At 67.9% G+C, this 22,549-nt stretch carries 22 protein-coding genes; 7 read left to right on the top strand and 15 right to left on the bottom strand.

Annotated features, from left to right (window positions below; translation table 11 throughout):
• Positions 1-327: 327 nt before the first annotated feature.
• From U9J23_RS03305 to U9J23_RS03295, 3 genes are all read right to left on the bottom strand, one after another.
• Entirely contained in the window at positions 328-564 is a 237-nt protein-coding gene (locus U9J23_RS03305; protein ID WP_006551884.1) for an MbtH family protein, read from the bottom strand.
• Positions 561-1,952, bottom strand: coding sequence for a lysine N(6)-hydroxylase/L-ornithine N(5)-oxygenase family protein (locus U9J23_RS03300; RefSeq protein ID WP_085469373.1), 1,392 nt, complete (start codon positions 1,950-1,952; stop codon positions 561-563). Before U9J23_RS03300 ends, U9J23_RS03305 begins: the two co-directional genes overlap by 4 nt.
• A 234-nt stretch (positions 1,953-2,186) precedes the next feature.
• Positions 2,187-2,987, bottom strand: a complete 801-nt coding sequence (locus tag U9J23_RS03295; protein ID WP_085469374.1) for an alpha/beta fold hydrolase — start codon at positions 2,985-2,987, stop codon at positions 2,187-2,189.
• A gap of 195 nt (positions 2,988-3,182) precedes the next feature.
• Between U9J23_RS03295 and U9J23_RS03290 the strand changes: the two genes are divergently transcribed.
• Both U9J23_RS03290 and U9J23_RS03285 read left to right on the top strand, forming a co-directional pair.
• Positions 3,183-3,392 carry a hypothetical protein gene (locus U9J23_RS03290; protein WP_016692417.1) on the top strand — a complete coding sequence of 70 codons (210 nt, stop codon included), beginning with the start codon at positions 3,183-3,185 and terminating at the stop codon, positions 3,390-3,392.
• 85 nt (positions 3,393-3,477) lie between these two features.
• Positions 3,478-4,989 carry an alpha,alpha-trehalose-phosphate synthase (UDP-forming) gene (locus U9J23_RS03285; RefSeq protein ID WP_085469375.1) on the top strand — a complete coding sequence of 504 codons (1,512 nt, stop codon included), beginning with the start codon at positions 3,478-3,480 and terminating at the stop codon, positions 4,987-4,989.
• Positions 4,990-4,999: 10 nt separating this feature from the next.
• Here U9J23_RS03285 and U9J23_RS03280 read toward each other — a convergent pair whose 3' ends face one another.
• The 12 genes from U9J23_RS03280 to U9J23_RS03225 all read right to left on the bottom strand — a co-directional run bounded on the left by U9J23_RS03280 (position 5,000) and on the right by U9J23_RS03225 (position 16,688).
• The gene (locus tag U9J23_RS03280) at positions 5,000-5,629 is read right to left on the bottom strand and encodes a twin-arginine translocation pathway signal (RefSeq protein ID WP_230824365.1); all 630 of its coding nucleotides are present in this window, start codon (positions 5,627-5,629) and stop codon (positions 5,000-5,002) included.
• On the bottom strand, positions 5,626-6,138 hold the full coding sequence (locus U9J23_RS03275) for a hypothetical protein (protein ID WP_326601372.1): 513 nt from the start codon (positions 6,136-6,138) through the stop codon (positions 5,626-5,628). The genes U9J23_RS03280 and U9J23_RS03275 overlap by 4 nt, the downstream gene beginning before the upstream one ends.
• Positions 6,138-7,550, bottom strand: a complete 1,413-nt coding sequence (locus U9J23_RS03270; protein WP_059382464.1) for an MCE family protein — start codon at positions 7,548-7,550, stop codon at positions 6,138-6,140. The genes U9J23_RS03275 and U9J23_RS03270 overlap by 1 nt, the downstream gene beginning before the upstream one ends.
• Positions 7,547-8,764 carry an MCE family protein gene (locus U9J23_RS03265; protein ID WP_272266989.1) on the bottom strand — a complete coding sequence of 406 codons (1,218 nt, stop codon included), beginning with the start codon at positions 8,762-8,764 and terminating at the stop codon, positions 7,547-7,549. Before U9J23_RS03265 ends, U9J23_RS03270 begins: the two co-directional genes overlap by 4 nt.
• The gene (locus U9J23_RS03260; RefSeq protein WP_106200646.1) at positions 8,761-10,086 is read right to left on the bottom strand and encodes an MCE family protein; all 1,326 of its coding nucleotides are present in this window, start codon (positions 10,084-10,086) and stop codon (positions 8,761-8,763) included. The genes U9J23_RS03265 and U9J23_RS03260 overlap by 4 nt, the downstream gene beginning before the upstream one ends.
• Positions 10,083-11,141, bottom strand: coding sequence for an MCE family protein (locus tag U9J23_RS03255; RefSeq protein ID WP_033096864.1), 1,059 nt, complete (start codon positions 11,139-11,141; stop codon positions 10,083-10,085). Before U9J23_RS03255 ends, U9J23_RS03260 begins: the two co-directional genes overlap by 4 nt.
• The gene (locus U9J23_RS03250; RefSeq protein WP_033096865.1) at positions 11,138-12,157 is read right to left on the bottom strand and encodes an MCE family protein; all 1,020 of its coding nucleotides are present in this window, start codon (positions 12,155-12,157) and stop codon (positions 11,138-11,140) included. The genes U9J23_RS03255 and U9J23_RS03250 overlap by 4 nt, the downstream gene beginning before the upstream one ends.
• A gap of 2 nt (positions 12,158-12,159) precedes the next feature.
• Complete coding sequence (locus tag U9J23_RS03245) at positions 12,160-13,338, bottom strand: MCE family protein (RefSeq protein WP_326601366.1); 1,179 nt, start codon at positions 13,336-13,338, stop codon at positions 12,160-12,162.
• Between the two features lie 10 nt (positions 13,339-13,348).
• Positions 13,349-14,197 (bottom strand): MlaE family ABC transporter permease, encoded by an 849-nt coding sequence (locus tag U9J23_RS03240; protein WP_059382468.1) that lies wholly within the window; start codon positions 14,195-14,197, stop codon positions 13,349-13,351.
• A gap of 16 nt (positions 14,198-14,213) precedes the next feature.
• Positions 14,214-14,978, bottom strand: coding sequence for an MlaE family ABC transporter permease (locus U9J23_RS03235; RefSeq protein WP_006551898.1), 765 nt, complete (start codon positions 14,976-14,978; stop codon positions 14,214-14,216).
• 464 nt (positions 14,979-15,442) lie between these two features.
• Complete coding sequence (locus tag U9J23_RS03230; RefSeq protein WP_016692406.1) at positions 15,443-16,369, bottom strand: 3-oxoacyl-ACP reductase; 927 nt, start codon at positions 16,367-16,369, stop codon at positions 15,443-15,445.
• 133 nt (positions 16,370-16,502) lie between these two features.
• Positions 16,503-16,688, bottom strand: a complete 186-nt coding sequence (locus U9J23_RS03225) for a ferredoxin (protein ID WP_016692405.1) — start codon at positions 16,686-16,688, stop codon at positions 16,503-16,505.
• Between the two features lie 132 nt (positions 16,689-16,820).
• On the opposite strand from U9J23_RS03225, the gene U9J23_RS03220 reads away from it, so the two are divergent.
• From U9J23_RS03220 to U9J23_RS03200, 5 genes are all read left to right on the top strand, one after another.
• On the top strand, positions 16,821-18,005 hold the full coding sequence (locus tag U9J23_RS03220) for an acyl-CoA dehydrogenase family protein (RefSeq protein ID WP_326601358.1): 1,185 nt from the start codon (positions 16,821-16,823) through the stop codon (positions 18,003-18,005).
• Between the two features lie 15 nt (positions 18,006-18,020).
• Positions 18,021-19,136, top strand: a complete 1,116-nt coding sequence (locus tag U9J23_RS03215) for an acyl-CoA dehydrogenase family protein (protein ID WP_326601356.1) — start codon at positions 18,021-18,023, stop codon at positions 19,134-19,136.
• A gap of 4 nt (positions 19,137-19,140) precedes the next feature.
• A complete protein-coding gene (locus U9J23_RS03210) occupies positions 19,141-20,775 on the top strand; it encodes a long-chain-fatty-acid--CoA ligase (RefSeq protein ID WP_059382471.1) in 1,635 nt (544 codons plus the stop codon).
• A 119-nt stretch (positions 20,776-20,894) separates the two neighbouring features.
• Positions 20,895-21,659: an MlaE family ABC transporter permease gene (locus U9J23_RS03205; RefSeq protein ID WP_016692401.1), complete on the top strand. Its 765-nt coding sequence runs from the start codon at positions 20,895-20,897 to the stop codon at positions 21,657-21,659.
• Between the two features lie 25 nt (positions 21,660-21,684).
• On the top strand, positions 21,685-22,545 hold the full coding sequence (locus tag U9J23_RS03200) for an MlaE family ABC transporter permease (protein ID WP_037190328.1): 861 nt from the start codon (positions 21,685-21,687) through the stop codon (positions 22,543-22,545).
• Positions 22,546-22,549 lie beyond the last annotated feature (4 nt).

Genomic DNA, 22,549 nt, shown 5'->3' with positions numbered 1-22,549 from the left:
ATCCGGCTCGACAAGAACCGCCCGGTGTGGCGTCCGGCGCCCGGCCCCGCCACGGGTCCCATCCCGGTGGGATCGCTGCACACCGGTCCGATACCCACAGCTCCCGGGACCGGCCCCCTCGCGACGGGACCGATCGCCACCGGTCCGATCGCCACCGGCCCGATACCGACGGGCCCGATCGCGTCGGGTCCCCTGGCCACCGGCCCGATACCTCTCGATTCACACGGGTCGTCATCGGGCCGGGAGGCAGGATCGTCCGTACAGACGACGAGAGCCACGCTGCGCTTTCGGCGCGGGCGTGACTCTCGGCGGATCTGACGGAAGCGTTCAGCTGCCCTGGCGGGCCTTCTCGTCGGCTTCCATTGCGTCGCGAAGGCTCTTCGGACGCATATCGGTCCAATTCTGCTCGACGTACTCGACGCAAGCGGCGCGCGACTCTTCGCCGAATACCACCCGCCACCCCTGCGGAACCTCGGCGAAGGTCGGCCACAGCGAGTACTGCTCCTCATCGTTGATGAGGACGTAGAAGCGGCCGTCTTCGTCGTCAAATGGATTCGTGCTCATCTCGCCTCACTTGTTGCGTAGGTGTGATGGTCCGATATCCTACCAAGCTCATCGATTCCTCCCCCTGCTCCGGGCAGACGGAGCTCTCGGCGTTCGACGATCGAGGTGAGGATCTCACCCGCGCGGATCGCTGCATTGGACAGCAACGACGCGGTCAGACCGTGTGTCTTCTCGGTTCCGCCCTGCAGGTAGACGTCGGCCGTGACGTTCTCCGGCAGCGGCAGACGGTAGTCGCGGGCGACGGACAGGACGGGCGTCTCGGGGGCGAGATCGCCCAGCAGCGGCGCGAGGGGCGCGGGCTCGAAGCCGGTCGCGAGGACCACCGCGTCGCACTCGAGTGTCTCGCTGTCGCCTTCGAGATTGTCGCGGATCTCGACGGTGACTCCACCGTCGCTCTCGATCGCCGACACGACTTCCGAGGCACGCCGCATGAACAGGCGGCGACGACCGCTCACCCGTTCGCGGTATTCGGTCGCGTAGAGCGCCTCGATGAGTTCGGGCGAGACGACCGAGTAGTTGGTGCTGCGGTGCAGAGCGAGCAGACGCTCACGCTCGGACAGCGGGGCCGCGTGCAGCTCGTCGACGACCTGCGGGTCGAAGATGCGGTTCGCGTACGGGCTGTCGTCGGCGGGGCTGTATCCGAAGCGGTTGAAGACGTTGTGGACCTCGGCCTGCGGGTAGTGCGTGTGCAGGTACTGCACGACCTCGGCAGCGCTCTGTCCCGCGCCGACCACTACGAAGCGCTGGTGCTGCGGCTCCGGCATGTCCTCGATGTGGAAGAGGAAGTGGTGGTTGTGGAAGCAGCGGGCGGACTCGGTCGCCCACTTCGGGAGTCGGGCACGCAGTCCGACTCCGACCACGACGCTGTGCGCGTACGCGACGGCGCCGTCGGCGGTCCGCACGGCGAACAGGTCGGCGACTCCGTTGTGGTTGCGGACGGTCTCGACCGAGACGACCTCGGTTCCGTAGTGGATGTCGGCGTCGACGCGCGTGGCTGCCCACTGCAGGTAGTCCTGGAACTCGTGGCGCGTGGGGAAGAACGTCTGGTGGTTGACGAAGTCCACGAGACGGCCACGATCGTGCAGGTAGGAGAAGAAGCTGTACGAGCTCGTGGGGTTGCGGAAGGTGACCAGATCCTTGGGGAACGCGATCTGCATCGTGGCGCCCTCGAGCAGCATGCCCGGGTGCCAGGCGAAGGCCGACCGGCGTTCGAAGAATCGTGCCCGGATCGCCGAGGAGGGGTTGTCGGTGTTGTGCTCCTCGACGGCGATCGCGAGCGCCAGGTTCGAGGGGCCGAAACCGATACCGACGAGGTCGAAGACGTCTCCTTGCGGGTTGCCCTCCGACCTCCCCGCGTCATCGGCGACAAGGCTGGAACGGTCGGTCATCACTCAACTTCCGTACTAGAGGGGCCGGAGGGGCCCGTGATCGGTTCGTACGAGACTTGAAGGTAGCTCAGGCTAACCTTTGTTCGGTGAGCGTACCAGCGCCCGGCGATCCGTGGGACGTCCCGATCCACCGGATCACCGGCACCTTCGACGCCTCCATGAACGACGGGCGCGGTGGATCGTGACCGATTCCACCGCGCCCGTCTGCCGATCTCCCCTGTGCGGGGTTCTCCCCTACGAAGCCAGGAAGTCCACCAGGATCTTGTTGACCGCCTCCGGCCGCTCGAGATAGCCGTAGTGCCCGGCGTCCGGGATCTCCTCGTAGCGCGCACCCGGAATGGCGTCCGCCACCTCGCGCGACAGATAGGCCGGGATCATCCGGTCGTCGGCGAACCCGACGGCCAGGCACGGCACCGTGATGCCGCGGTAGGCCGCGCGCCGATCGAACTCCCGGTCCATGCCGAGCTGCGCACGCACGCCCGCCGACACCTTCCCGCCGCTGAACTCGAAGACGTCCAGCCAGTCGCGGGCGGTGTGCTCGTCGGCCAGCGAGGCCGGCGACAGATTCATCACGGCCGTGACGGCGGCCTGGTACTTCGGCGGCAGTTCCACGCCGCTGTCGTAGAGCTGCCGCTCGCCCTCGGTGAGCGTCAGCTGGAACTGGTCCATGCGGGCGTGCCCGGCCAGGAAGACGGCCTTACGGACGAGTTCGGGACGGGCGAGCGCCAGCTCCTGCGCGACACGCGCACCCATCGACGTACCGATCACGTAGGCGGGACCGCCGAGCAGTTCGATCAGGCCGGCGGTGTCCTTCACCAGGTCGTCGATGGTCATGCCGCCGAGGCTCTCGCCCGACGGTGCGATGCCGCGGTTGTCGAAGGTGGCGACCCGGTAACCGGCCTTCACGAGCGCGGGCACCTGGTGCAGATCCCACACGCGCCCCGGACTACCCGTTCCCATGATGAGGACGACGAGATCGCCCGTTCCCTTGACCTGGTAGTTCAGCGGGATGCCGTTCACGGTGGCAATGGGCATGAATACCTTCCTCGACGAGAGCGCGGTTGTGCGCCGCGGGTCGGCGCCGTGACGTCGCGCGCCGGAAACACACACGGTGTACCTACAGCACGACCGTCCTACGGTACCGCGACGTAGACGGGCAGGGCCGCGCCAGGACCGACCTCGGAAGGTGGGTGGCGGCGAGCTGTCCGATTCTCCTAGAGTCGAAGGACGATGCGTGCTCGCACAGAGCAGCGACCCCGGGAGGACATCATGGCCGCGGACCCGACCACCGCGAACGACATCGCCGACGAGGATCTCGAACCCGTCGCCGACGAAACCGCGCGACAGGCGCAACGAGTCGTCGCCGCCTACGCAGAGAATGCGGACGAGTGCCGCATGCTGCTGTCGATGCTCGGCATCGGCCCCAGCGACAAGCACTGACGAGCTCGACACCCATCCCGGTGCCGGTGACGGCACCCACCCTGCCGGGCCGGCGACGGCACCGGCCCCGAAAGAGGACCACAACGTGACAGCAGGCGAAGCGGACGCAGCGGGGAACCACGACTCGCACGCCGGGTCGGACTTCGTGGTCGTCGCCAATCGCCTGCCGGTCGACCTCGAACGGCTTCCCGACGGCACCACCCGCTGGAAGCGCAGTCCGGGCGGCCTCGTCACCGCGCTCGAGCCGATCCTGCGTGCGAACAACGGCGCGTGGGTCGGCTGGGCCGGTGTGGCCGACGCCGAGTCGGGCGTCATCGTCGAGGACGGGCTGACCCTGCACTCGGTGCGGTTGAGCACCGAGGACATCGCCGACTACTACGAGGGCTTCTCCAACGCCACGCTGTGGCCGCTCTACCACGACGTGATCGTGCGCCCGGAGTACCGGCGCGAATGGTGGAACTCCTACGTCGAGATCAACCGCCGCTTCGCCGAGGAGACCGCGAAGGCCGCCGCGGAGGGCGCGACCGTCTGGATCCAGGACTACCAGCTGCAGCTGGTGCCGAAGATGCTGCGGATGCTCCGCCCCGATCTGACGATCGGCTTCTTCCTGCACATCCCGTTCCCGCCGATCGAGCTGTTCATGCAGCTGCCGTGGCGCACCGAGATCGTCGAGGGTCTGCTCGGCGCCGATCTCATCGGCTTCCACCTCCCCGGTGGTGCCCAGAACTTCCTGTATCTCGCCCGACGTCTGGCAGGTGCCCAGACCTCACGCGGCAACATCGGGATCCGGTCGAAGCTCGGCGTGGTCCAGGTCGGCTTCCGCTCGGTGCGCGTCGGTGCCTTCCCCATCTCCATCGAATCGGGCCGGCTCGACCAGCAGTCGCGCAGCAAGGCCATCCGCGACCGCGCCAAGGCGCTGCGCAAGGAACTCGGCAACCCGAAGAAGATCCTGCTCGGTGTCGACCGGCTCGACTACACCAAGGGCATCGACGTGCGGCTCGAGGCGGTGCACGAACTTCTCGCCGAGGGTCGCATGGACCCGAAGGACACCGTGATGGTGCAACTCGCGACCCCGAGCCGGGAACGCGTCGATTCCTACGTCCACATGCGCGGCGAGATCGAGCGGACGGTCAGCCGCATCAACGGTGAGTACGCCGAGGTGGGGCGTCCGGTGGTGCACTACATCCACCGCCCGGTCCCCCGCGACGAGCTCATCGCATTCTTCGTCGCGGCCGACGTCATGCTGGTGACCCCCTTGCGCGACGGCATGAATCTCGTCGCCAAGGAGTACATCGCGTGCCGCAGCGATCTCGGCGGCGCGTTGGTGCTCAGCGAGTTCACCGGTGCCGCAGCCGAACTGCGGCAGTCGTTCCAGTGCAACCCGCACGACCTCGAGGATGTCAAGGACAAGATCCAGGCCGCGATCGAGGTGCCGCGCGAGGACGGCCGCAAGAGGATGCGTGCGCTGCGCCGTCAGGTGCTCACGCACGACGTGGATCGCTGGGCCCGTTCGTTCCTCGAGACCCTCGCCAACACCGGCGCTGCCGGGCGCGCGCTGATCGCGCCGGGTGAGGCCGGCGAACCCGACCCCACCTGACGGCTCTCTCCTAGATCGGGGTCAGTCGGCTGACGAGCCAACGCCCGTCCTGCTTTTCGAGTTCGACGCGCACCCGGCTGCCGCTGCTCACCGCTTCGGGGTTCTCCGAACTCGTCGTGATCTGGTTGAGGAACAGCAGGGTCACGGCGTTGTCGGCGTCGGCGGAGACCACCGACGACGCCTGCACGCTCACCTGCACGCTGATCGCCTTCTCCTTGGCGCCCGGCGCGATGATGTTCTTCATCAGATTGGTGTACTCGTCGCGGAAGTCGCCGGTGAGACCCTCCGCGGCGGCGTCGGTCTGCGCGTCCACCTGGTCGTGGGTGTAGGCGAGCATCGCGACCGCCTGTTCCTCCGCAGCGACCCGCGCCTCCGTCCGCGCCGTCTCGGCGGCGGACTGCTGGACGGTACCGTAGGCGAGCCATCCCACCAGGACCGCGAAAACCAGTGCCACGACCGACAATCCGATCGCGATGTGCGGGAGGTACGAGGCCTTCGGATCCGAGGCCACGTCCGAGACGGAGGCGTCGGCGGCCGAGGTCTCGGCGGCGGTGGATCCGTCCTTCTCTCCGGTCCCACCGGCCACAGTGTCGTCGGTCGTCTTGTCGAGCGTCACGCGATCGTCCTTCTCGTCGGTCACGGCACGAACTCCACCTTCGACGCCAACAATCTGCCGTTCTCGTCGCAGATCGTCACCCGCAGACGGAAGTCGCGCGCTTCGGGTTCGGTCTGGTCGGCGTTGCTCACCATCGCGCGGGAGGCGACGAGCGACGACGCGCACGTGCCGTCCTCGTTCTGGATCCCCGCCTCGAGGACCTCACCGGTGGTGTCGACACCGGCCTGCTGCACGACCTCCACGAAAGGTCCTTCGCGGCCCTCGAACTCGGCCTTGAAATCACCCGTCGCGCCTTCGAGCAGACGCGCGACGTCGGCGTCGGCGGTGTCGGCGTTGATGGTGGTCAGGTTGAGCACCGTCTGCCGCGCGGCCTGCAGGTACGCCTCCCGACGCTCGTCGCGTTCGTTCGCGGGCTGCCGGTCGACGATGAGCCAGGCCCCGACCGCCACGAGTGCGATCACCAGCACGGACGCGATGATCGCGACCGGCTTGGCCCATCTCGGCTTCGTCTTCTTGTCGATCTCGTCTGCCATCAGCCCTGCTGCGCCTTCATGTAACTCTCCAAGCTCCGATCTCCACCGAGATCGGCGTGCGTATACACGGTGCCGTCGGGACCAATGTACGTCCCGGTCTGCGGATCGATCCGTCGCGCCGCGACCCCGGCGGGAGCCGTGTCGTCTCCCCCGCCGTAGGAGGCGGGTGTGGGTGCGACGTTCTCCGAGGCCACCGGCGTGGGCGGCCCGGTCCACGGATTGTCCGAGTAGGTGGGGCTGTACCCGGTGCGGCACATGTCGGGCGTCGGTGCGCGACGGCCCGGGTACTCCATGCACGGCAGGTTCCGGGCACCGCGGATCGCATTCGGATAGTCCTGCGGCAGTTGGCAGAAGACGTCGCCCGGGGTGTCGACCATGGACGTGTCGGCCGGGCTGCGCCACTGTTCCGGCGGCACGAAACCGGCCAGGCACGGCGGCGGATCGTGCAGCTGCAGATGGAAGTCCACCACGGCACCGTCCTCGGGTGGGCCGTCGCCGGCCGCGGTGATCAGGGCCGTCGTCATCGGCGGGTACAGCACCAGGATCTGTTCGATGCCGGCGTTGTAGATGACGCCCACCTCGCCGACGCTCACCAGATTCGCGAGCAGCAGCGGCAGTGTCGGTTTCAGGTCCTGCAGCAACGATTCGGCTTCGGCAGCGGCTCCCGGCCCGACGTCGAGCAGGGCCCGCAGGTCGGGATCGCTCTCGCGCAGACGATCGGTGAAGGTCACCATGTCGCGTGTCCACGACCGGATGGCGTCGCTCGTGACCACCTGCGTGTCGAGCAGCGGACCGATCTGATCGATCAACTGCCGTGTCTCGGCGCTGTTCGCCGAGGCCTCCTGCACGAACAGGCGCGTCGAGTCGATCAGTTCCTGCAGTTCGGGTCCGGAGCCGTTGAACGCGTCGAACGCCTCGTCGACCACCGTCTGCAGTCGCGTGTCGCCGATCGAGGCGAGCAGCACGTCGGCCTGGTCGAGCAGGGCACCGACCTCCTGGGGCACCGTCGTGCGGTCGACCGGGATCACGTCGCCGTCGGCCAGACGTTCACCGCCCGAGCCGTCGGCCCGGGGCACGAGATCGACGTACTGTTCGCCGACCGCCGACACGCTGCGCACGGCCGCGTCGACGTCGGCGGGGATCTTCGCGTCGCTGTCGATGGACAACTTCGCCTCGACGCCCACCGGCGACAGCGAGACGCTCCGGACGGTGCCGACGGTGTTGCCGCGGTAGGTGACGTTCGAATGCGGGTACAGGCCGCCGGTCGACTGGAGTTCGACGACCACCTCGTACCGCCCGACCCCGAACAGGGCGGGCAGCCGCACGTACATCAGCGACATCACGACGAGTCCGACGACCGTGAGGATCGCGAAGATCGTGAGCTGGATGCGGACGAACCGCGTGAGCATCATGGTGCGGGCACCCCCAGGGGAAGGCCGGGAATGGTGATCTCACCGATGCCGGGGATCGTCAGTTTTCCTTCGGGACCGGGCGGTGGCGGCGGTGGCGGCTCGAGCGGTGCACGGAACGGATCCGTCGCCTGCGCAGCGAGTCCCGCGTCGCGGCCGAGGATCCCCTCCGGACCCGCGAGGCGTCCCGCGAGCGGCGTCCCGGACAGGAAGTTCAGGTCGAGACGTTCGAGACTGAGGTCGATCGTCATCGCGAGGTTCGCGTAGTCGCCGCGGATGATGTTGTTGATGCCCGCCTGCGGGAAGGGATAGGTGAGCAGCACACCGAGCACCTCGGTCAGGGCACTGCCCGAATCGGCCAGGGCCTTCAACGTCGGCGCGAGCCCTTCGAGATTCGCCTTCAGGTCGTCGTTCGAGGTCTCCACGACCCGGCTCGCCACGGTGCTCATCTCGCCGAGCGAACTCATCGCGGCCGTGAGGTTCGAGCGCTGGTCGGCCAGCACCTCGATCGCGGGCGGCAGTTCCTCGAGAGCCCGGACGAGTGTCGCGTTCTGGTCGTTCACGGTCGCCGCCAGACGGTCCATGCCCTCCAGCGCGGCGATGATGTCACCGCGCTGCGTATCGAGAGTGGAGACCAGTTCGTCCAGGCGCGGGAGCAGGTTCCGGATCGAGTCCTCCCGGCCGACGAGCGCCGCGTTCAGCTCGGTGGTGATGTCGTTGATCTGCGCGAGTCCACCACCGTTGAGCACCACCGACAACGACGAGAGCGTCTGTTCGGTGGTCGGATACGCACCGGCGCGTTCGAGCGGGATGACGTCGCCGTCCTCGAGGCGGCCCTCCGGGGGTTCGCCGACGGGCGGGATCAGTTCGAGGTGCTGCGATCCGAGCAGGCTCGTCTGACCGATCCGCGCGAGCGAGTTGGCCGGAACGATCACGCCTTCGTCGAGCGAGACCGTCACGAGCGCGTGCCAGCCGTCGAGTTCGATCCCCGAGATCGACCCGACGGTGACGTCGTCGACCCGCACGGGCGAGTTCTGGGTCAGGGTCGTCACGTTGGGCATCTCGATCTGCACCCGGTAGGCGCCTTCTCCGCGTCCGGCGGTGCCGGGCATGGGAATCGAGTTGAGCCCACCCCACTCGCACGCGGTGAGTGTCGTGCCCACCGCGACGGCGGTGACCGCGACACCGAGGCGGCGGAACATCGATCGGCCGGTCATCGTCCTCCTCCCGGCTGCAGCAGGGAACCGAGATCCTGCGGGACCTGCAGCGACGGCAGGCCGCCGAGGATCCCGTCGAGCGGCGACGCCGCTTCCGACAGCGACGGACCGGGTGCGGTGCCGCGTCCTTCCGACGCCCCTTCGAGCCAGGGTTCGGTGTAGACGATGTCGCCGTCGAAGGCCTGCACACCGGCGAGCGGGTTGACCAGCAGCGGAAGGTAGTTGGCGTTGATGGACGACAGCACCGGTCCGAGCTGCTGGCGGCACAGTTCCTCACTGCGTTCGGAGGTCGCGTTGGCGGCGGCCGCGACCGACCCGCACATCCACTCCACGGGGTTGGCGAGGTTGTTGATCGCGAGTGCGCCCGTGAGCGAACCCTGCGCCGGCTTGTAGATGTTGTAGAAGTTCGCCAGGGCGGTCGGGCCCGAATGCAGCACCCGCTCGATCTCGGGTCGCTTGCGGGCGAGCACCTCGGTCGCGTCCGCGAGTCGCTGCACCGATTCGGTGAGACCGGCCCGGTTGTCCTGCACGAACCGCTGCACGTCGCCGACGGCGATGTTCAACTCGGACAAGGAGACACCGAGCTGGTCGGAACTCTGCGCGAGCACGTCGGAGACCGACGCGAGACGACCGCCGAACTGGACGATCTGCTCGTTGCTCGACGAGAGGACCGACACGAAGGTCTGCAGGTTGCGGATCGTCGAGAACAGATCGGTGCGCCCCTCGGAGAGCGTGCGCATCGTGTCCGACAACTCGCGCAGGGCCCCACGCACGGTCTGCCCGTTGCCCTCGAGATTGTCGGCCGCGGTGTCGATGAACCGGCCGAGGGATCCCTGCGGGTCGAGTTCCTCGGGTCCGAGCGCTTCGGACAGCCGCATCAGTTCGGTCTTGATCTGGTCCCATTCGACCGGAGAGGCCGTGCGCTGCATCGGGATCGTCGCGCCGTCCTCGATCGTCGGACCGCCCGAGTAGACCGGGGTGAGCTGGACGAAACGCGCCGAGACGAGGCTCTGCGCGATGACGACGGCGTTCGCGTCGGACGGGATCTCGACACCGCTGTCGACCTGCATCGTCACCCGCACGAGGTCGTCGCGGGGTTCGATGTCGCTGATTCGTCCCACCGACACCCCGAGCACCCGCACGTCGTCGCCCTCGTACAGGCCGCTGGTGGAAGCGAATTCGGCATAGACGGTGCGCTTGCCGAGGTCCGGGAGGACGAACACGGCGAGGGCGCCGAGCACGAGCACGACGACGGCGCCGATGATCGCCGCCATCAGCCAGGTCGGGCGCCGCCGGGTCGTTGCGGCGGTATCGGTACTCATTCGCCGTCCCTCTTGATCGTCGGGGGTTCGTCCGGGATCACGTCCTGCAGATCCTCGGGGAGGAGATCGGGTGCGACCTGGCTGTCCACCACGGCCTTCCACCACGGTGCCGGAAGGATGTTGGACACATAGGCGTTGAAGAACGGTCCGCTGGCGACGGATTCGCCGAGTGCGCTGATGTACGGGCCCAGACCGTCGAGTGCGCCGGCGATGTTCTCCTTGTTCGCCTGCAGGTTGGCCGTCACGAGGTTGAGCTTCTCGAGCGTCGGTGCCATCTGCGCCTGGTTGTCCTGCACGAGGCCGGTGAGCTGACGCGAGACGGACGAGATGTTCGCGATCAGTTCGGTGATGGCGTCGCGGCGCAGACTCAGTTCGCCGAACAGCGCATTCGCGTCGACGATGAGCGCGTTGACCTGGTCGCTGCGCTCGGCGAGGATGCTCGTCACGCCCTCGGCGCGTTCGAGCAGCTGGTCCAGCGATTCGTCGCGGGCGTTGATCGATTGCGACAGGCGGGTCATGCCCTCCAATGCGCCCTGGATCTCGGGCGGGGTGTTCTCGAGCGACTGCGACAACGCGTCGAGCGACTCGTTGATCCGGTCGGTGTCGAGTTCGGAGACCGACGTCGTGAGGTCGCCGAGAGCGTCGGTCAGCGAGTACGGCGAGTTGGTGCGTTCGAGCGCGATCACCGAGCCCGGGCGCATCACGCCGTCGCCACCGGGGCGTAGCGCCAGGGACTTCCGGCCGAGGACGGTGTTGGTCTTGATGTCGGCACCGGTGGTGTCGCCGAGCCCGATGCCGTCGCGGATACGGAAGGTGACCAGCACGGCCTGATCGTCGAGCCGCACGTCGGTGACGTCGCCGACGTTCACGCCGGCGAGCATGACGTCGTCGCCGGGGACGAGGCCACCGGCGTCCTGGAAACGGGCCGAGTAGCTCAGGCCACCCGAGAGGAAGTGCAGCTGGTCGTACTGCAGACCGGCGAGCACGATCGCGGCGGACACGGCCAGGCCGATGATGCCCGTCCGGATGTAGTTGGGGTCACGAGGTGCACTCATTCGACCTTCGCACACCTTCCCGTGTCGTGGTTCGCCGTGGTGTACCGGATGGTGGTGCCGTCCGGTCCGGAGAACTTGAAAGTATTGGCACAGAGGAAGAATTGGAAGAAGTTTCCGTACGCACCCACGCGGATGAGTTTCTTGTAATCGGAGGGCAGGCGTTCGAGCGTGCGGTTGATGTCGTCCTTGCCGAGGTCGAGCTGGGTCATGGTGCGGTTCGTCTCGGCGATGACCGTCTGCAGGTCGGGCCGGTTGTTCTGCAGCAGTGCGGCGAGATCCGCAGTGCCGGTGGCGATCTGCGGGATCGACGCGCCGATGGGATCACGGTCGGCGGACAGCCCGCCCACCAGGGTGTGCAGCTGTTCGATGGTGTTCTCGAACTCGCGATCGTGATCGTCGATCGTGCCGAGGACGGCGTTGAGGTTGTCGATGACGTCGCCGATCAGCTGGTCGCGGTCGGCGAGGGAGTTGGTGAACGAGTTGGTGTTCCCCAGCAGCGACACGAGCGTGTCGCCCTGACCCTGGAAGACCTGCAAGAGTGCTCCGGAGAGGTCGTTGACCTGCTGCGCGTCGAGGCCCTGCAGCAGCGGCTTGAACCCGCCGAGGAGCAGGTCGAGGTCGAGGGCCGGTTCGGTCTGTTCGATCGGGATGCTGCCACCGGCGGGCAGGACGTCGACGCTGCCGGCGCCTTCGAGCAGTTCGAGATACCGGTCGCCGACGAGGTTCTCGTACCGCACGGTGGCGCGGGTACTGGTGAACAGCGTGTGCTTCGCGTCCACGTCGAACTCGATCTCGGCGGTGTTGTCGGGGCCGATGTCGACCTTCTTCACGGAGCCGACCTGCACCCCGGCGATGCGGACCTTGTCGCCGGTACCGAGACCGGAGACGTCCGTGAAGGTGGCCCGGTAGTTCTCGGTGCCGGTGAACCGCGCCTGGCTGAACACGACGGCGAGCCCGGCGAAGATCAATGCCATCGTGATGGCGAAGATCAGGAACTTGACGGTGGTCGCTCTCATCGTCACCGCCCGCCTGCGAGATGATCGCCGAACAGGTACTGGAAGATCGTCGGGTAGCGGATCCAGGCCTCCGTTGCGGGCTTGTAGGGCGTTTCACCGGTGTTCGTCACGACGAACGGTGCGTGACCGTCGCGGCGCGGGTCGAAGTTCGGCAGGCCCCAGCAGTTCGGTCCGCCGCTCGCGCCGACCACGGGCAGATCCTGGGCGTCGTTGTACGGCGTGGCACCACCCATGAAGCTCGTGCTCAGGGTCAGGGCCGCGTACTCGCCGGTGCCGGCCATCGGTTCGAACGCCACCCGAGCGTCGTTGAGACCGACGATGAAGCAGGTCAGTTCGGGCGAGTACTCACCGAGCAGGCCGGTGGTGTGGCTCAGGCTGTCGAGTGCGGTGGTCATCTGTGCTTCGTTCTCCCCCAGGACGTCCCGTCCGGTGTTCGCGAGACCGGTGAGGTTCATGAGCAGCAGGTCGAGCTGCTGTTGTTCGTCGACGACGGTGTTTCCGACGTCGGTGGCGTTGCCGATCGTGGTCATGAGGTCGGGTGCCGTGTCGGCGTAGACGTCGGTGACCTGCGCGGCCGAGACGAGGTCGGCCTGCAGTTGCGGCAGCGACGGATTCATCTCGGCGAGATACGCATCGGCCTCGGACAGGGCGGCGCCGAGGGCGTCGCCGCGTCCGTTGAGCGCCTCCGACAACGCTCCGAGGGTGGCGTTGAGCTTCTCGGGCTGGATCTGGGCGAGCACGTCGGACAGGTGCTCGAAGACGGTGTTGAACTCGACGGTGACGTTGTCGGCCGCGATCACGGCGCCTTCCTGCATCGGCACGGAGGACGGATCGTCGGGGACGACGATGTCGACGAACTTGGCACCGAAGACGGTGGTGGATTCGATCGCCACCCGCGCGTTCGACGGAATGAGTTGCATCTGCCCGGGTTGCATGTCGAGATGCAGGACCGCGCCGGCGGGTGTGTGCTCGATCGACGCCACGCGGCCCACCTCGACGCCGCGCATCTTCACCTTGGCGTCGGGCTCCATCACCAGACCGGAGCGGGGTGAGGTGACGGTGAGCGGGACCGTCGAGGTGAACCCACCGGCGAACATCGTCAGTGCCACCGCGACGATCGCGGCGAGGCCGCCCACGAGACCGAAGGCGGCGAGCTTCTTCTTCCACGAAGGAGTGTCCATGTCGCGCGCCCTATCCCGACAGGTTGAAGTTGCCGGTCGCGCCGTAGACGGCGAGCGAGATGAGCAGGGTGACGGTGACGACCGCGACAAGCGAGGCCCGCACCGCGTTGCCGACCGCGACACCCACACCGACGGGGCCGCCACCTGCGGTGAAGCCGTAGTAGGTGTGGATGAGCATCACGGCGATCGCCATCACGATGGCCTGGACGAACGACCACAGGATGTCGGTGGGTATCAGAAAGGTCGTGAAGTAGTGGTCGTACACGCCCGCCGACTGGCCGTAGAGCACCACCGTCGCGAAACGGCTCGCGACGAACGAGGCGATCACGGCGAGCGAGTACAGCGGGACGATCGCGATCATCCCGGCGAGCACGCGCGTGGACACCAGATACGGGATGGACGGGATCGCCATGGTCTCAAGCGCGTCGATCTCCTCGGAGACACGCATGGCGCCGAGCTGGGCGGTGGAGCCGGCGCCGATGGTGGCCGCCAGCCCGATGCCGGCGATCGTCGGGGCCGCGATACGCACGTTGATGAAGGCCGCGAAGAAGCCGGTGAGCGCTTCGACGCCGATGTTGCCGAGGGAGCTGAAGCCCTGCACGGCGATGATGCCGCCGGTGAAGAGCGTCAGGAAGCCGACGATCACAACGGTGCCGCCGATGACGGCGAGTGCGCCGGTGCCCATGCTGATCTCGGCGACCAGACGCACCGTCTCCTTGGGGTAGTGCGTCAGTGCCCGGGGGACCGTCGCGAGGGCGCGCCCGAAGAACAGCGCCTGCTCCCCCACTCGGTCCACCGTGGACGACGCACGTGACATGCGCCGAACCGCACGGGGGAACCGCCAGGACATCACTGCCATGAAATCTCCGCTCCCCTCATCCCGCGGTCAGCTTGATGCCGACGGCCGTGACGAGGAGGTTGACCACGAACAGTGCCATGAACGCGAACACGACCGTCTGATTGACGGCGTCGCCGACACTTTTCGCTCCACCTTTGACATTGAGACCGAGATAGGACGCGACCAGCCCCGCGATCATGCCGAACAGGCCTGCCTTGACCTGGGAGATCATCAGTTCTCCGAAACCGGTGAGCAGGGTGATGCCGTTGATGAACGCGCCGGGGTTGACGTCCTGGAGGAAGACCGAGAAGGCGAACCCGCCGAGGATGCCGATCGTGCACACGAGACCGTTGAGCAGCAGGGCGACGACGGTGGAGGCGAGCACCCGGGGCACGACGAGACGCTGGATCGGATCGATGCCGAGCACACGCATCGCGTCGATCTCCTCGCGGATGGTGCGCGCCGCGAGATCGGCGCAGATCGCGGTGGCGCCGGCACCGGCGACGATGAGCACGGTGACCATGGGGCCGACCTGCGTCACCGCGCCGAGGGCCGCACCCGCTCCGCTGAGGTCGGCCGCGCCGATCTCCCGGAGCAGGATGTTGAGGGTGAAGCTCACCAGAACGGTGAACGGCACCGCGACGAGCACGGTGGGCACGAGCGAGACGCGGGCGACGAACCAGGCCTGGTCGATGAACTCGCGCCGCTGGAAGGGGCGACGAAAGGCTGCCCGGGCGGTCTCGCCGGTCATGGCGAACAGTCCGCCGACGGCCCGTAAGGGGACCTCGAGGAGGTCTACCATCGTGTGCCCCCTTCGATCCTCACGTCGTCGGCGCGCGGCCGATCGATGGCGTGTGCTGTGACCCGGGTCATAGTAACTAGAACGTGTTCACCTGTCAAAGATCCGCCGAGGGGCATCTCGATCCATTTCCGTCCGAACGGACACACGGGCGTCGACCGACGCGCATCGACACGCTCATAAGTGGGTTTACACTGGGGTTTCGCTGAGATTTTCGACGCAGGAACCGAGCTCGACCACGTCGCCACAGGAGGTCGTCACACTCGCGAGCGGGTCGTGACGACGAAACAAAACTAGAACACGTACCAGGCAGAAATACGAGGCCTGGCGAGAGCCGGAGAAACGGCCCGAGTGGGCGTGACGCTACCGGAATCCCCGGTGTCCGTCACCCGTGGTTGCAGGATCCGGCCCGGGGGCGAAGACACGGCCCCCTGCTGTCCCCGAGCGGGAACAGCAGGGGGCCGGAACTAGAGATCGAGTGCCGCCGAGGCCGAGAACGTCCGGCCCGGGTCACGATCGGCGAAGTAACCGCCGAGCTCGTCGGCGAGCGCGGCTGGGGTCCACTGCCCGGCGGCATCGAAACGCTGCTCGACGACCGGTGCGGCCATCAGGGCCACCATGGGTCCGTAGACGATGAAGACCTGCCCGTTGACGCGATCGGCCGCCGGGGAGGCGAGATAGGCGACCAGATTCGCGACGTGGTCGGGCGAGAGCGGATCGATGCCGTCGTCCGGCGCGTCGCCGAAGACCGCTTCGGTCATCGACGTGCGCGCGCGGGGGCAGATCACGTTCGCCCGGACCCCGTACCTCTCGAGACCCCGAGCGGCCGAGAGGGTGAGTGCGGTGATGCCGGCCTTGGCGGCGCCGTAGTTGGGCTGCCCGGGCGGACCGAGCAGACCGGCCTCCGAGGACGTGTTGACCAGGCGCCCGTAGACCGGTCCACCCTCCTGCTTCGACCGGTCGCGCCAGTAGGCCGCGGCATTGCGGGAGAGTAGGAAGTGACCGCGCAGGTGCACGGCGACCACCGAGTCCCATTCGTCATCGGACATGTTGGGCAGCATCCGATCCCGCGTGATACCCGCATTGTTGACGACGATGTCGAGACCGCCGAATTTGCCCTGCGCCGCGGCGAGCATCGCATCGGCCGTCTCACGCTCGGCGACGCTGCCGGGCACGAACTCCGCCTCGGCACCGAGATCGCGGATCCGCGCGAGGGTGTCCTCCACCGCGTCGTTCTCCACGAGATCGTTGACCACCACCGATGCTCCGGCCCGCGCGAGCGCGAGTGCCTCGGCACGTCCGAGACCCGCTCCGGCTCCCGTGACGACGGCGACCCGCCCTTCGAGAGACACCCGATCGTCGTTCTCCACGCCACCGTTGGCGTCCGCACTCATCCACGTACTCCTCGAGATTCGGGCCGATTGCCGGCCGTACGCCGGTACTCTCCCCACCAGGACCCGGGGGCACCGAAAATGTAGAACTTGTTATTTTTCCTGGCAAGGGTCGGGGCCGGTCACCGCGAGGCGCTCACGCCTCGGCGAGCGCCGCACGCGGGCACTGGGCGACGGCCTCGCGGACGGCGTCCTCGCTACCCTCGGGTACGGGATGCGTGACGATCAGCTCGTCGTCGTCGTTGAGATCGAAGACGTCGGGCGCCAGCCCGACACACACGCCGTTCGCTTCGCAGCGGTCGAAGTCGACCTTGACATCCATTCCGGGACCTCGTTTCACATTCGCGCCGACCGATCGCGTCCAGACTAGAACGCGTTCCAATTCTGTGCAATGATTCGCGATGATCCCACAGAGACGATTCGCGGGGACACGCAGCGACGAAACGGAGCGTTCGTGGACATCTCCTACACCCCTGGGCAACAAGCCCTCCGCGAGGAATTGCGGGCCTATTTCGCACAGATCATGACACCCGAGCGCCGCGAGGCGCTCGCGGCCACGACCGGGGAGTACGGCTCCGGCAACGTGTACCGCGAGGTCGTGCAGCAGATGGGCAAGGACGGCTGGCTCACCCTCGGGTGGCCCGAGGAGTACGGCGGCCAGAACCGTTCCGTGATGGACCAATTGATCTTCACCGACGAGGCGGCCATCGCCGGCGCGCCCGTGCCGTTCCTCACCATCGACTCGGTCGCGCCGACGATCATGCACTACGGCACGGACGAGCAGAAGGAGTTCTTCCTCCCCCGCATCTCCGCGGGCGAACTGCACTTCTCGATCGGCTACTCCGAACCCGGCGCCGGTACCGACCTCGCCTCCCTGCGCACCACCGCGGTGCGCGACGGCGACGAGTGGGTCATCAACGGGCAGAAGATGTGGACGAGCCTGATCGCCTACGCCGACTACGTCTGGCTCGCCGCGCGCACCAACCCGGATGTCAAGAAGCACAAGGGGATCAGCGTCTTCATCGTGCCGACCGACGCTCCGGGCTTCTCGTACACCCCCGTGCACACCATGGCCGGCCCCGACACGAGCGCAACCTACTACCAGGACGTGCGTGTCCCGGCGTCCGCGCTCGTCGGTGAGGTCGACGGCGGGTGGGCGCTCATCACCAACCAGCTCAACCACGAGCGGGTCGCGCTCACCTCCGCCGGTCCCGTGCGCACCGCGCTGACCGAGGTCCGGCGCTGGGCGCAGGAGACGCATCTGCCCGACGGGCGACGGGTGATCGACCAGGAATGGGTGCAGATCAACCTGGCACGCGTCCATGCCAAGGCCGAATACCTGCAGCTGATGAACTGGGACATCGCCTCGAGTGCCGGTACGACCCCGCTCGGCCCGGAGGCCGCCTCCGCCAACAAGGTGTTCGGAACCGAATTCGCGACCGAGGCCTACCGGTTGCTCATGGAGGTCCTCGGCCCCGCGGCGACGGTGCGGCAGAACTCGGCCGGCGCACTGCTCCGCGGCCGGATCGAACGCATGCACCGCAGTTCCCTCATCCTCACCTTCGGTGGCGGCACCAACGAGGTCCAGCGCGACATCATCGCGATGACCGCGCTCGGCCAGCCGCCCGCCAAGCGTTAGAAAAGGACGCGCACCGTGGACTTCACCCTTACCGAGGCCCAGCAGGATCTCGCAGAACTGACCCGCAGCATCGTCGCGGACATCGTCACCAACGAGCACCTGCGCACACTCGACGCCTCCGAGGACCGCATCGACCGCACCCTGTGGGACACGCTCGCATCGTCGGGCGTGCTCGGCGCCGCGCTTCCCGAGTCGCTGGGCGGAGACGGGTACGGGCCGCTCGAGCAGGCGAGCATCCTGCGCGAACTCGGCCGCGGCGTCGCCGCCGTCCCGTACATCGGCTCGATCGCCGCGTGCGCGTCGGCGATCGCGGAGTTCGGCACCGCCGAGCAGCAGGCCGAGTGGGGGCGTCCCGCGGCGACCGGCGAGCAGATCCTCTCCGCAGCCCTTGCCGAGGAACTGAACCCCGACCCCACGACGCCGGCGACCCGGGCGCAGGCCACGGGCGACGGGCACGTGCTCGACGGCGTGAAGATCGTCGTCGACGCCGCGCCGGTCGCCGACGGTTTCCTCGTCCCGGCCACCGTCGGCGACTCGGTGGCGGTGTTCCTCGTGCGACCCGACGATCCGGGTGTCTCGATCACCCGCCAGCAGACCACCGACTTCGACAGTCGCGGCATCGTCACCCTCGAGCAGGTCGCGCTCCCGGCCGACCGTGTCCTCGGCACCGACGGCCTCGCCGTGGCGACGTGGTTGCGCGACCGCAGCCTGCTCGGCTCCGCCGCCTACCAGTGCGGCGTCCTCGAACAGGCGCTCGAGCTCACCGCGCAGTACGCGCGCGAACGCGTCCAGTTCGACCGCCCGATCGGCAGTTTCCAGGCCGTCTCCCAGCGACTCGCCGACGCCTACATCGACGTCAAGGCGGTGCGACTGACCTTGTGGCAGGCCGCCTTCCGCATGGCCTCGGGTGAGCACCACGACGACGCCCTGCGCACCGCGGCCTTCTGGGCGGCCGATGCGGGACACCGTGTCGCGCACACGACCGTGCACGCGCACGGCGGTGTCGGGCTCGACGAGGACCACCCGGTGCACCGCTACTTCCTCGCGGCCAAGCACCACGAGTTCCTGCTCGGCTCCGCCACCGACCAGTTGCGCGCGCTCGGACGCGAACTCGCCGACGTCCCGGCCTGATCGCATGACCGCCCTCACCGTCACCGAACTGCTCGAACGACTCGCCGACGTCGACGATCGGGGTCTGCGCTTCGAGGAGACCGAACTGTCGTGGCGCGAGCACGTCGCGCAGTCCCGGCGACGCGCCGCACTGTTGCGCGACCTGCTCGACGACCCGGCGCCGAAGCACATCGGGATCCTCATGGACAACGTCCCGGAGTTCTCGTTGCTGCTCGGCGCCGCAGCCTTCTCCGGTTCGGTGGTGGTGGGCCTGAACACGACCCGGCGCGGCGCGGCGCTCGCCCGCGACATCGCGCTCGCCGACTGCCGGGTCGTGTTCACCGAGGCCGCCCATGCGTCCCTGCTCGACGGTGTGGATCTCGGCGACGTGCGGGTGATCGACGTCGACTCCCCCGAGTGGACGACGATGCTCGCCCCGTTCGCCGATACCGTCGTGGAGACTGCCGCGCCCTCCCCCGACGACCTGTTCATGCTGATCTTCACGTCGGGCACGAGCGGCGACCCGAAGGCCGTGCGGTGCACGCACCGCAAGTTCACCGATCCCGCGACGATGCTCGCCACGCGGTTCGGTCTCGGCCCCGACGACACCGTGTACGTGTCGATGCCGCTGTTCCACTCCAACGCGATGATCGCCGGTTGGTCGATCGGGCTCGCGGCGCGCGGCAGCATCGCCCTGCGTCGCCGGTTCTCGGCGTCGGGTTTCCTTTCCGACGTCCGCCGCTACGGCGTGACCTTCGCGAACTACGTCGGCAAGCCGCTGTCGTATGTGGTGGCGACTCCCGAGCAGCCCGACGACCACGACAACCCGCTGCGCATCGTGTACGGCAACGAGGCGTCGGCCGCCGACGTCACCGAGTTCACGCGGCGCTTCGGCGCGCGGGTGGTCGACGGGTTCGGCTCGACCGAGGGCGGCATCGCGATCGCGTCGGCACCCGACGCACCGGCCGGCGCCCTCGGTCGGCTTCCCGAGGGCATCGAGATCCTCGACCCCGAGACGGGGCGACCTTGCCCTCCCGCGGTGTTCGACGCGAACGGCAGGATCACCAACGCCGACGCCGCGACGGGCGAACTGGTCAACGTGCGCGGCGCCGGTCTGTTCGACGGCTATTACAACAATCCCGAGGCCGACGCCGAACGACTCCGCGACGGGCGCTATCACAGCGGCGACCTCGCCTACCGGGACGAGAACGACTTCGTCTACTTCGCCGGACGCAGCTCGGGCTGGCTCCGGGTGGACGGGGAGAATCTCGGTGCGGCACCCATCGAGCGCATTCTGATGCGGTACGAGGGCTTCGCTCAGGTCGCGGTGTACGGGGTGCCCGACCGCAACGTCGGCGACCGCGTGATGGCCGCGGTGATCCCGGCGGCAGGCTCCGACTTCGATCCGGTGGCGTTCGCCCGTTTCCTCGATGCGCAGACCGATCTCGGACCCAAGCAGATGCCCGGTCTGATCCGTGTCTGCAGCGAGTTCCCCCGCACCGCGACCTTCAAGGTCCTGACCCGTTCCCTGGCTGCCGAACGCTGGTCCTGCAGCGATCCGGTGTGGCTCCGGGAACGTGGTGATTCCGAATTCCGGCTGTTGTCAGACGAACTGGTGCACCTTCTCGAACCCGCCTCCGTCGGCACTTCTGCGCGATAGCGTCGTCCCGGGACCCGGGATCGCTCCCTTGCCGCTCTACATACCCTGGGGTATGTTCGGCGCACCCGAGAGGTCGGGACGCGGTTTCGTCGATGCGACCGTGGAAGAAGCGAGGATTCATGGGATCGGTGCCACGCGCGACCGCACACGCACTCGGCGGTTTCTATGCGCTGTCCCTCGACGCGTTCACCGCCCTGTTCCGCTCCCGCTTCCAGTGGCGCGAATTCCTCACCCAGTTCTGGTTCATCGCCCGGGTGTCGCTCGTGCCCACGATCCTGATGTCCGTCCCGTTCACCGTCCTCGTCGTGTTCACGCTCAACTCGCTGCTGCTCGAGATCGGTGCCGGCGACCTGAGCGGAGCGGGCGCCGGGCTCGGCGCCATCACACAGATCGGCCCGCTCGTGACGGTGCTGGTCGTCGCCGGGGCCGGCGCCACCGCGATCGCCGCCGACCTCGGTTCCCGCACCATCCGTGACGAGATCGCCGCGCTCGAGGTACTCGGCATCGACCCCGCCGCCCGGCTCGTGCTGCCGCGCGCACTGGCGTCGACCGCCGTCGCGGTCACGCTCAACGGGGCGGTGTGCGCGATCGGCCTGATCGGCGGGTTCTTCTTCTCGGTGACACTCCAGAACGTCGACCCCGGCGCGTACGCCGCGGGGGTCACGTTGCTCGTCGGTCCCGGTGAGCTGCTGCTCTCGGAGATCAAGGCGGCGGTCTTCGGTCTGCTCGCAGGCCTGATCGCGTGCCATCGCGGACTCTCGGTCAGCGGCGGCCCGAAGAGCGTCGGCGAGGCCGTCAACGAGACGGTGGTCTTCGCGTTCGTCGCGTTGTTCCTCGCGAACATGCTGCTCACCTCGATCGGTATCGCAGTGATGGGTCGGTGAACGCGATGAGCGTGGTGATGAGCCGATGAGTGTCACGGGGGCGGCCACCGGGCGGACTGCGCAGGTGGTGCGCCGCGTCGGCCACGGGATCTCGCGCAGCATCGACACCCTGGGGCGCCAGGTCGTCTTCCTCGTCGGCGCGCTGTTCTCGACGGTGCGAGCGGCCCGGCACTATCCGCGCGAGACACTGCGCGTCGTCTCGGAGATCGGTCTCGGCACCGGTGTGCTCGCGATGGTGGGCGGCAGCGTCGCCATCATGGGTTTCCTCACCCTGTTCGCCGGCGCGACCGTCGCCGTTCAGGGCTTCACCTCGCTCGGCAACATCGGTGTCGAAGCGCTCACCGGTTTCCTGTCCGCCTACGTCAACGTCCGGGTCGTCGCGCCCGTGACGGCCGGTGTCGGTCTCGCCGCGACCATCGGCGCCGGCACCACCGCGCAACTCGGCGCGATGCGGATCAGCGAGGAGATCGACGCGCTCGAGGTCATGGCCATCAAGTCGGTGCCGTATCTCGTCGGCACCCGGATCCTGGCGGGCCTGATCGCCGTCGTGCCGCTGTACTCGCTGTCGGTGCTGGCGTCGTTCCTGTCGAGCCGCATCGCGACCGTCGTGGTGCTCGGCCAGTCGCCCGGTGTCTACGACCACTATTTCGCGACCTTCCTGCGTCCCACCGACGTGTTGTGGTCCTTCGGGCAGGCGATCACCATGGCCGTGGTCGTCATGACCGTGCACAGCTACTACGGCTACACCGCCACGGGCGGACCGTCCGGTGTCGGTGTCGCGACGGGTCGCGCGGTGCGGATGTCGCTCATCGCGGTGGTGACGGTGACCCTGCTGATCTCCCTGGTCCTCTACGGCAGCAGCCGCCAGCTGCACCTGGCGGGGTGAGGAT

The organism is Rhodococcus sp. PD04 (assembly GCF_035918275.1).
GTDB lineage: Bacteria > Actinomycetota > Actinomycetes > Mycobacteriales > Mycobacteriaceae > Rhodococcus > Rhodococcus rhodochrous.
This window is presented reverse-complemented; position numbering and strand designations above follow the sequence as displayed.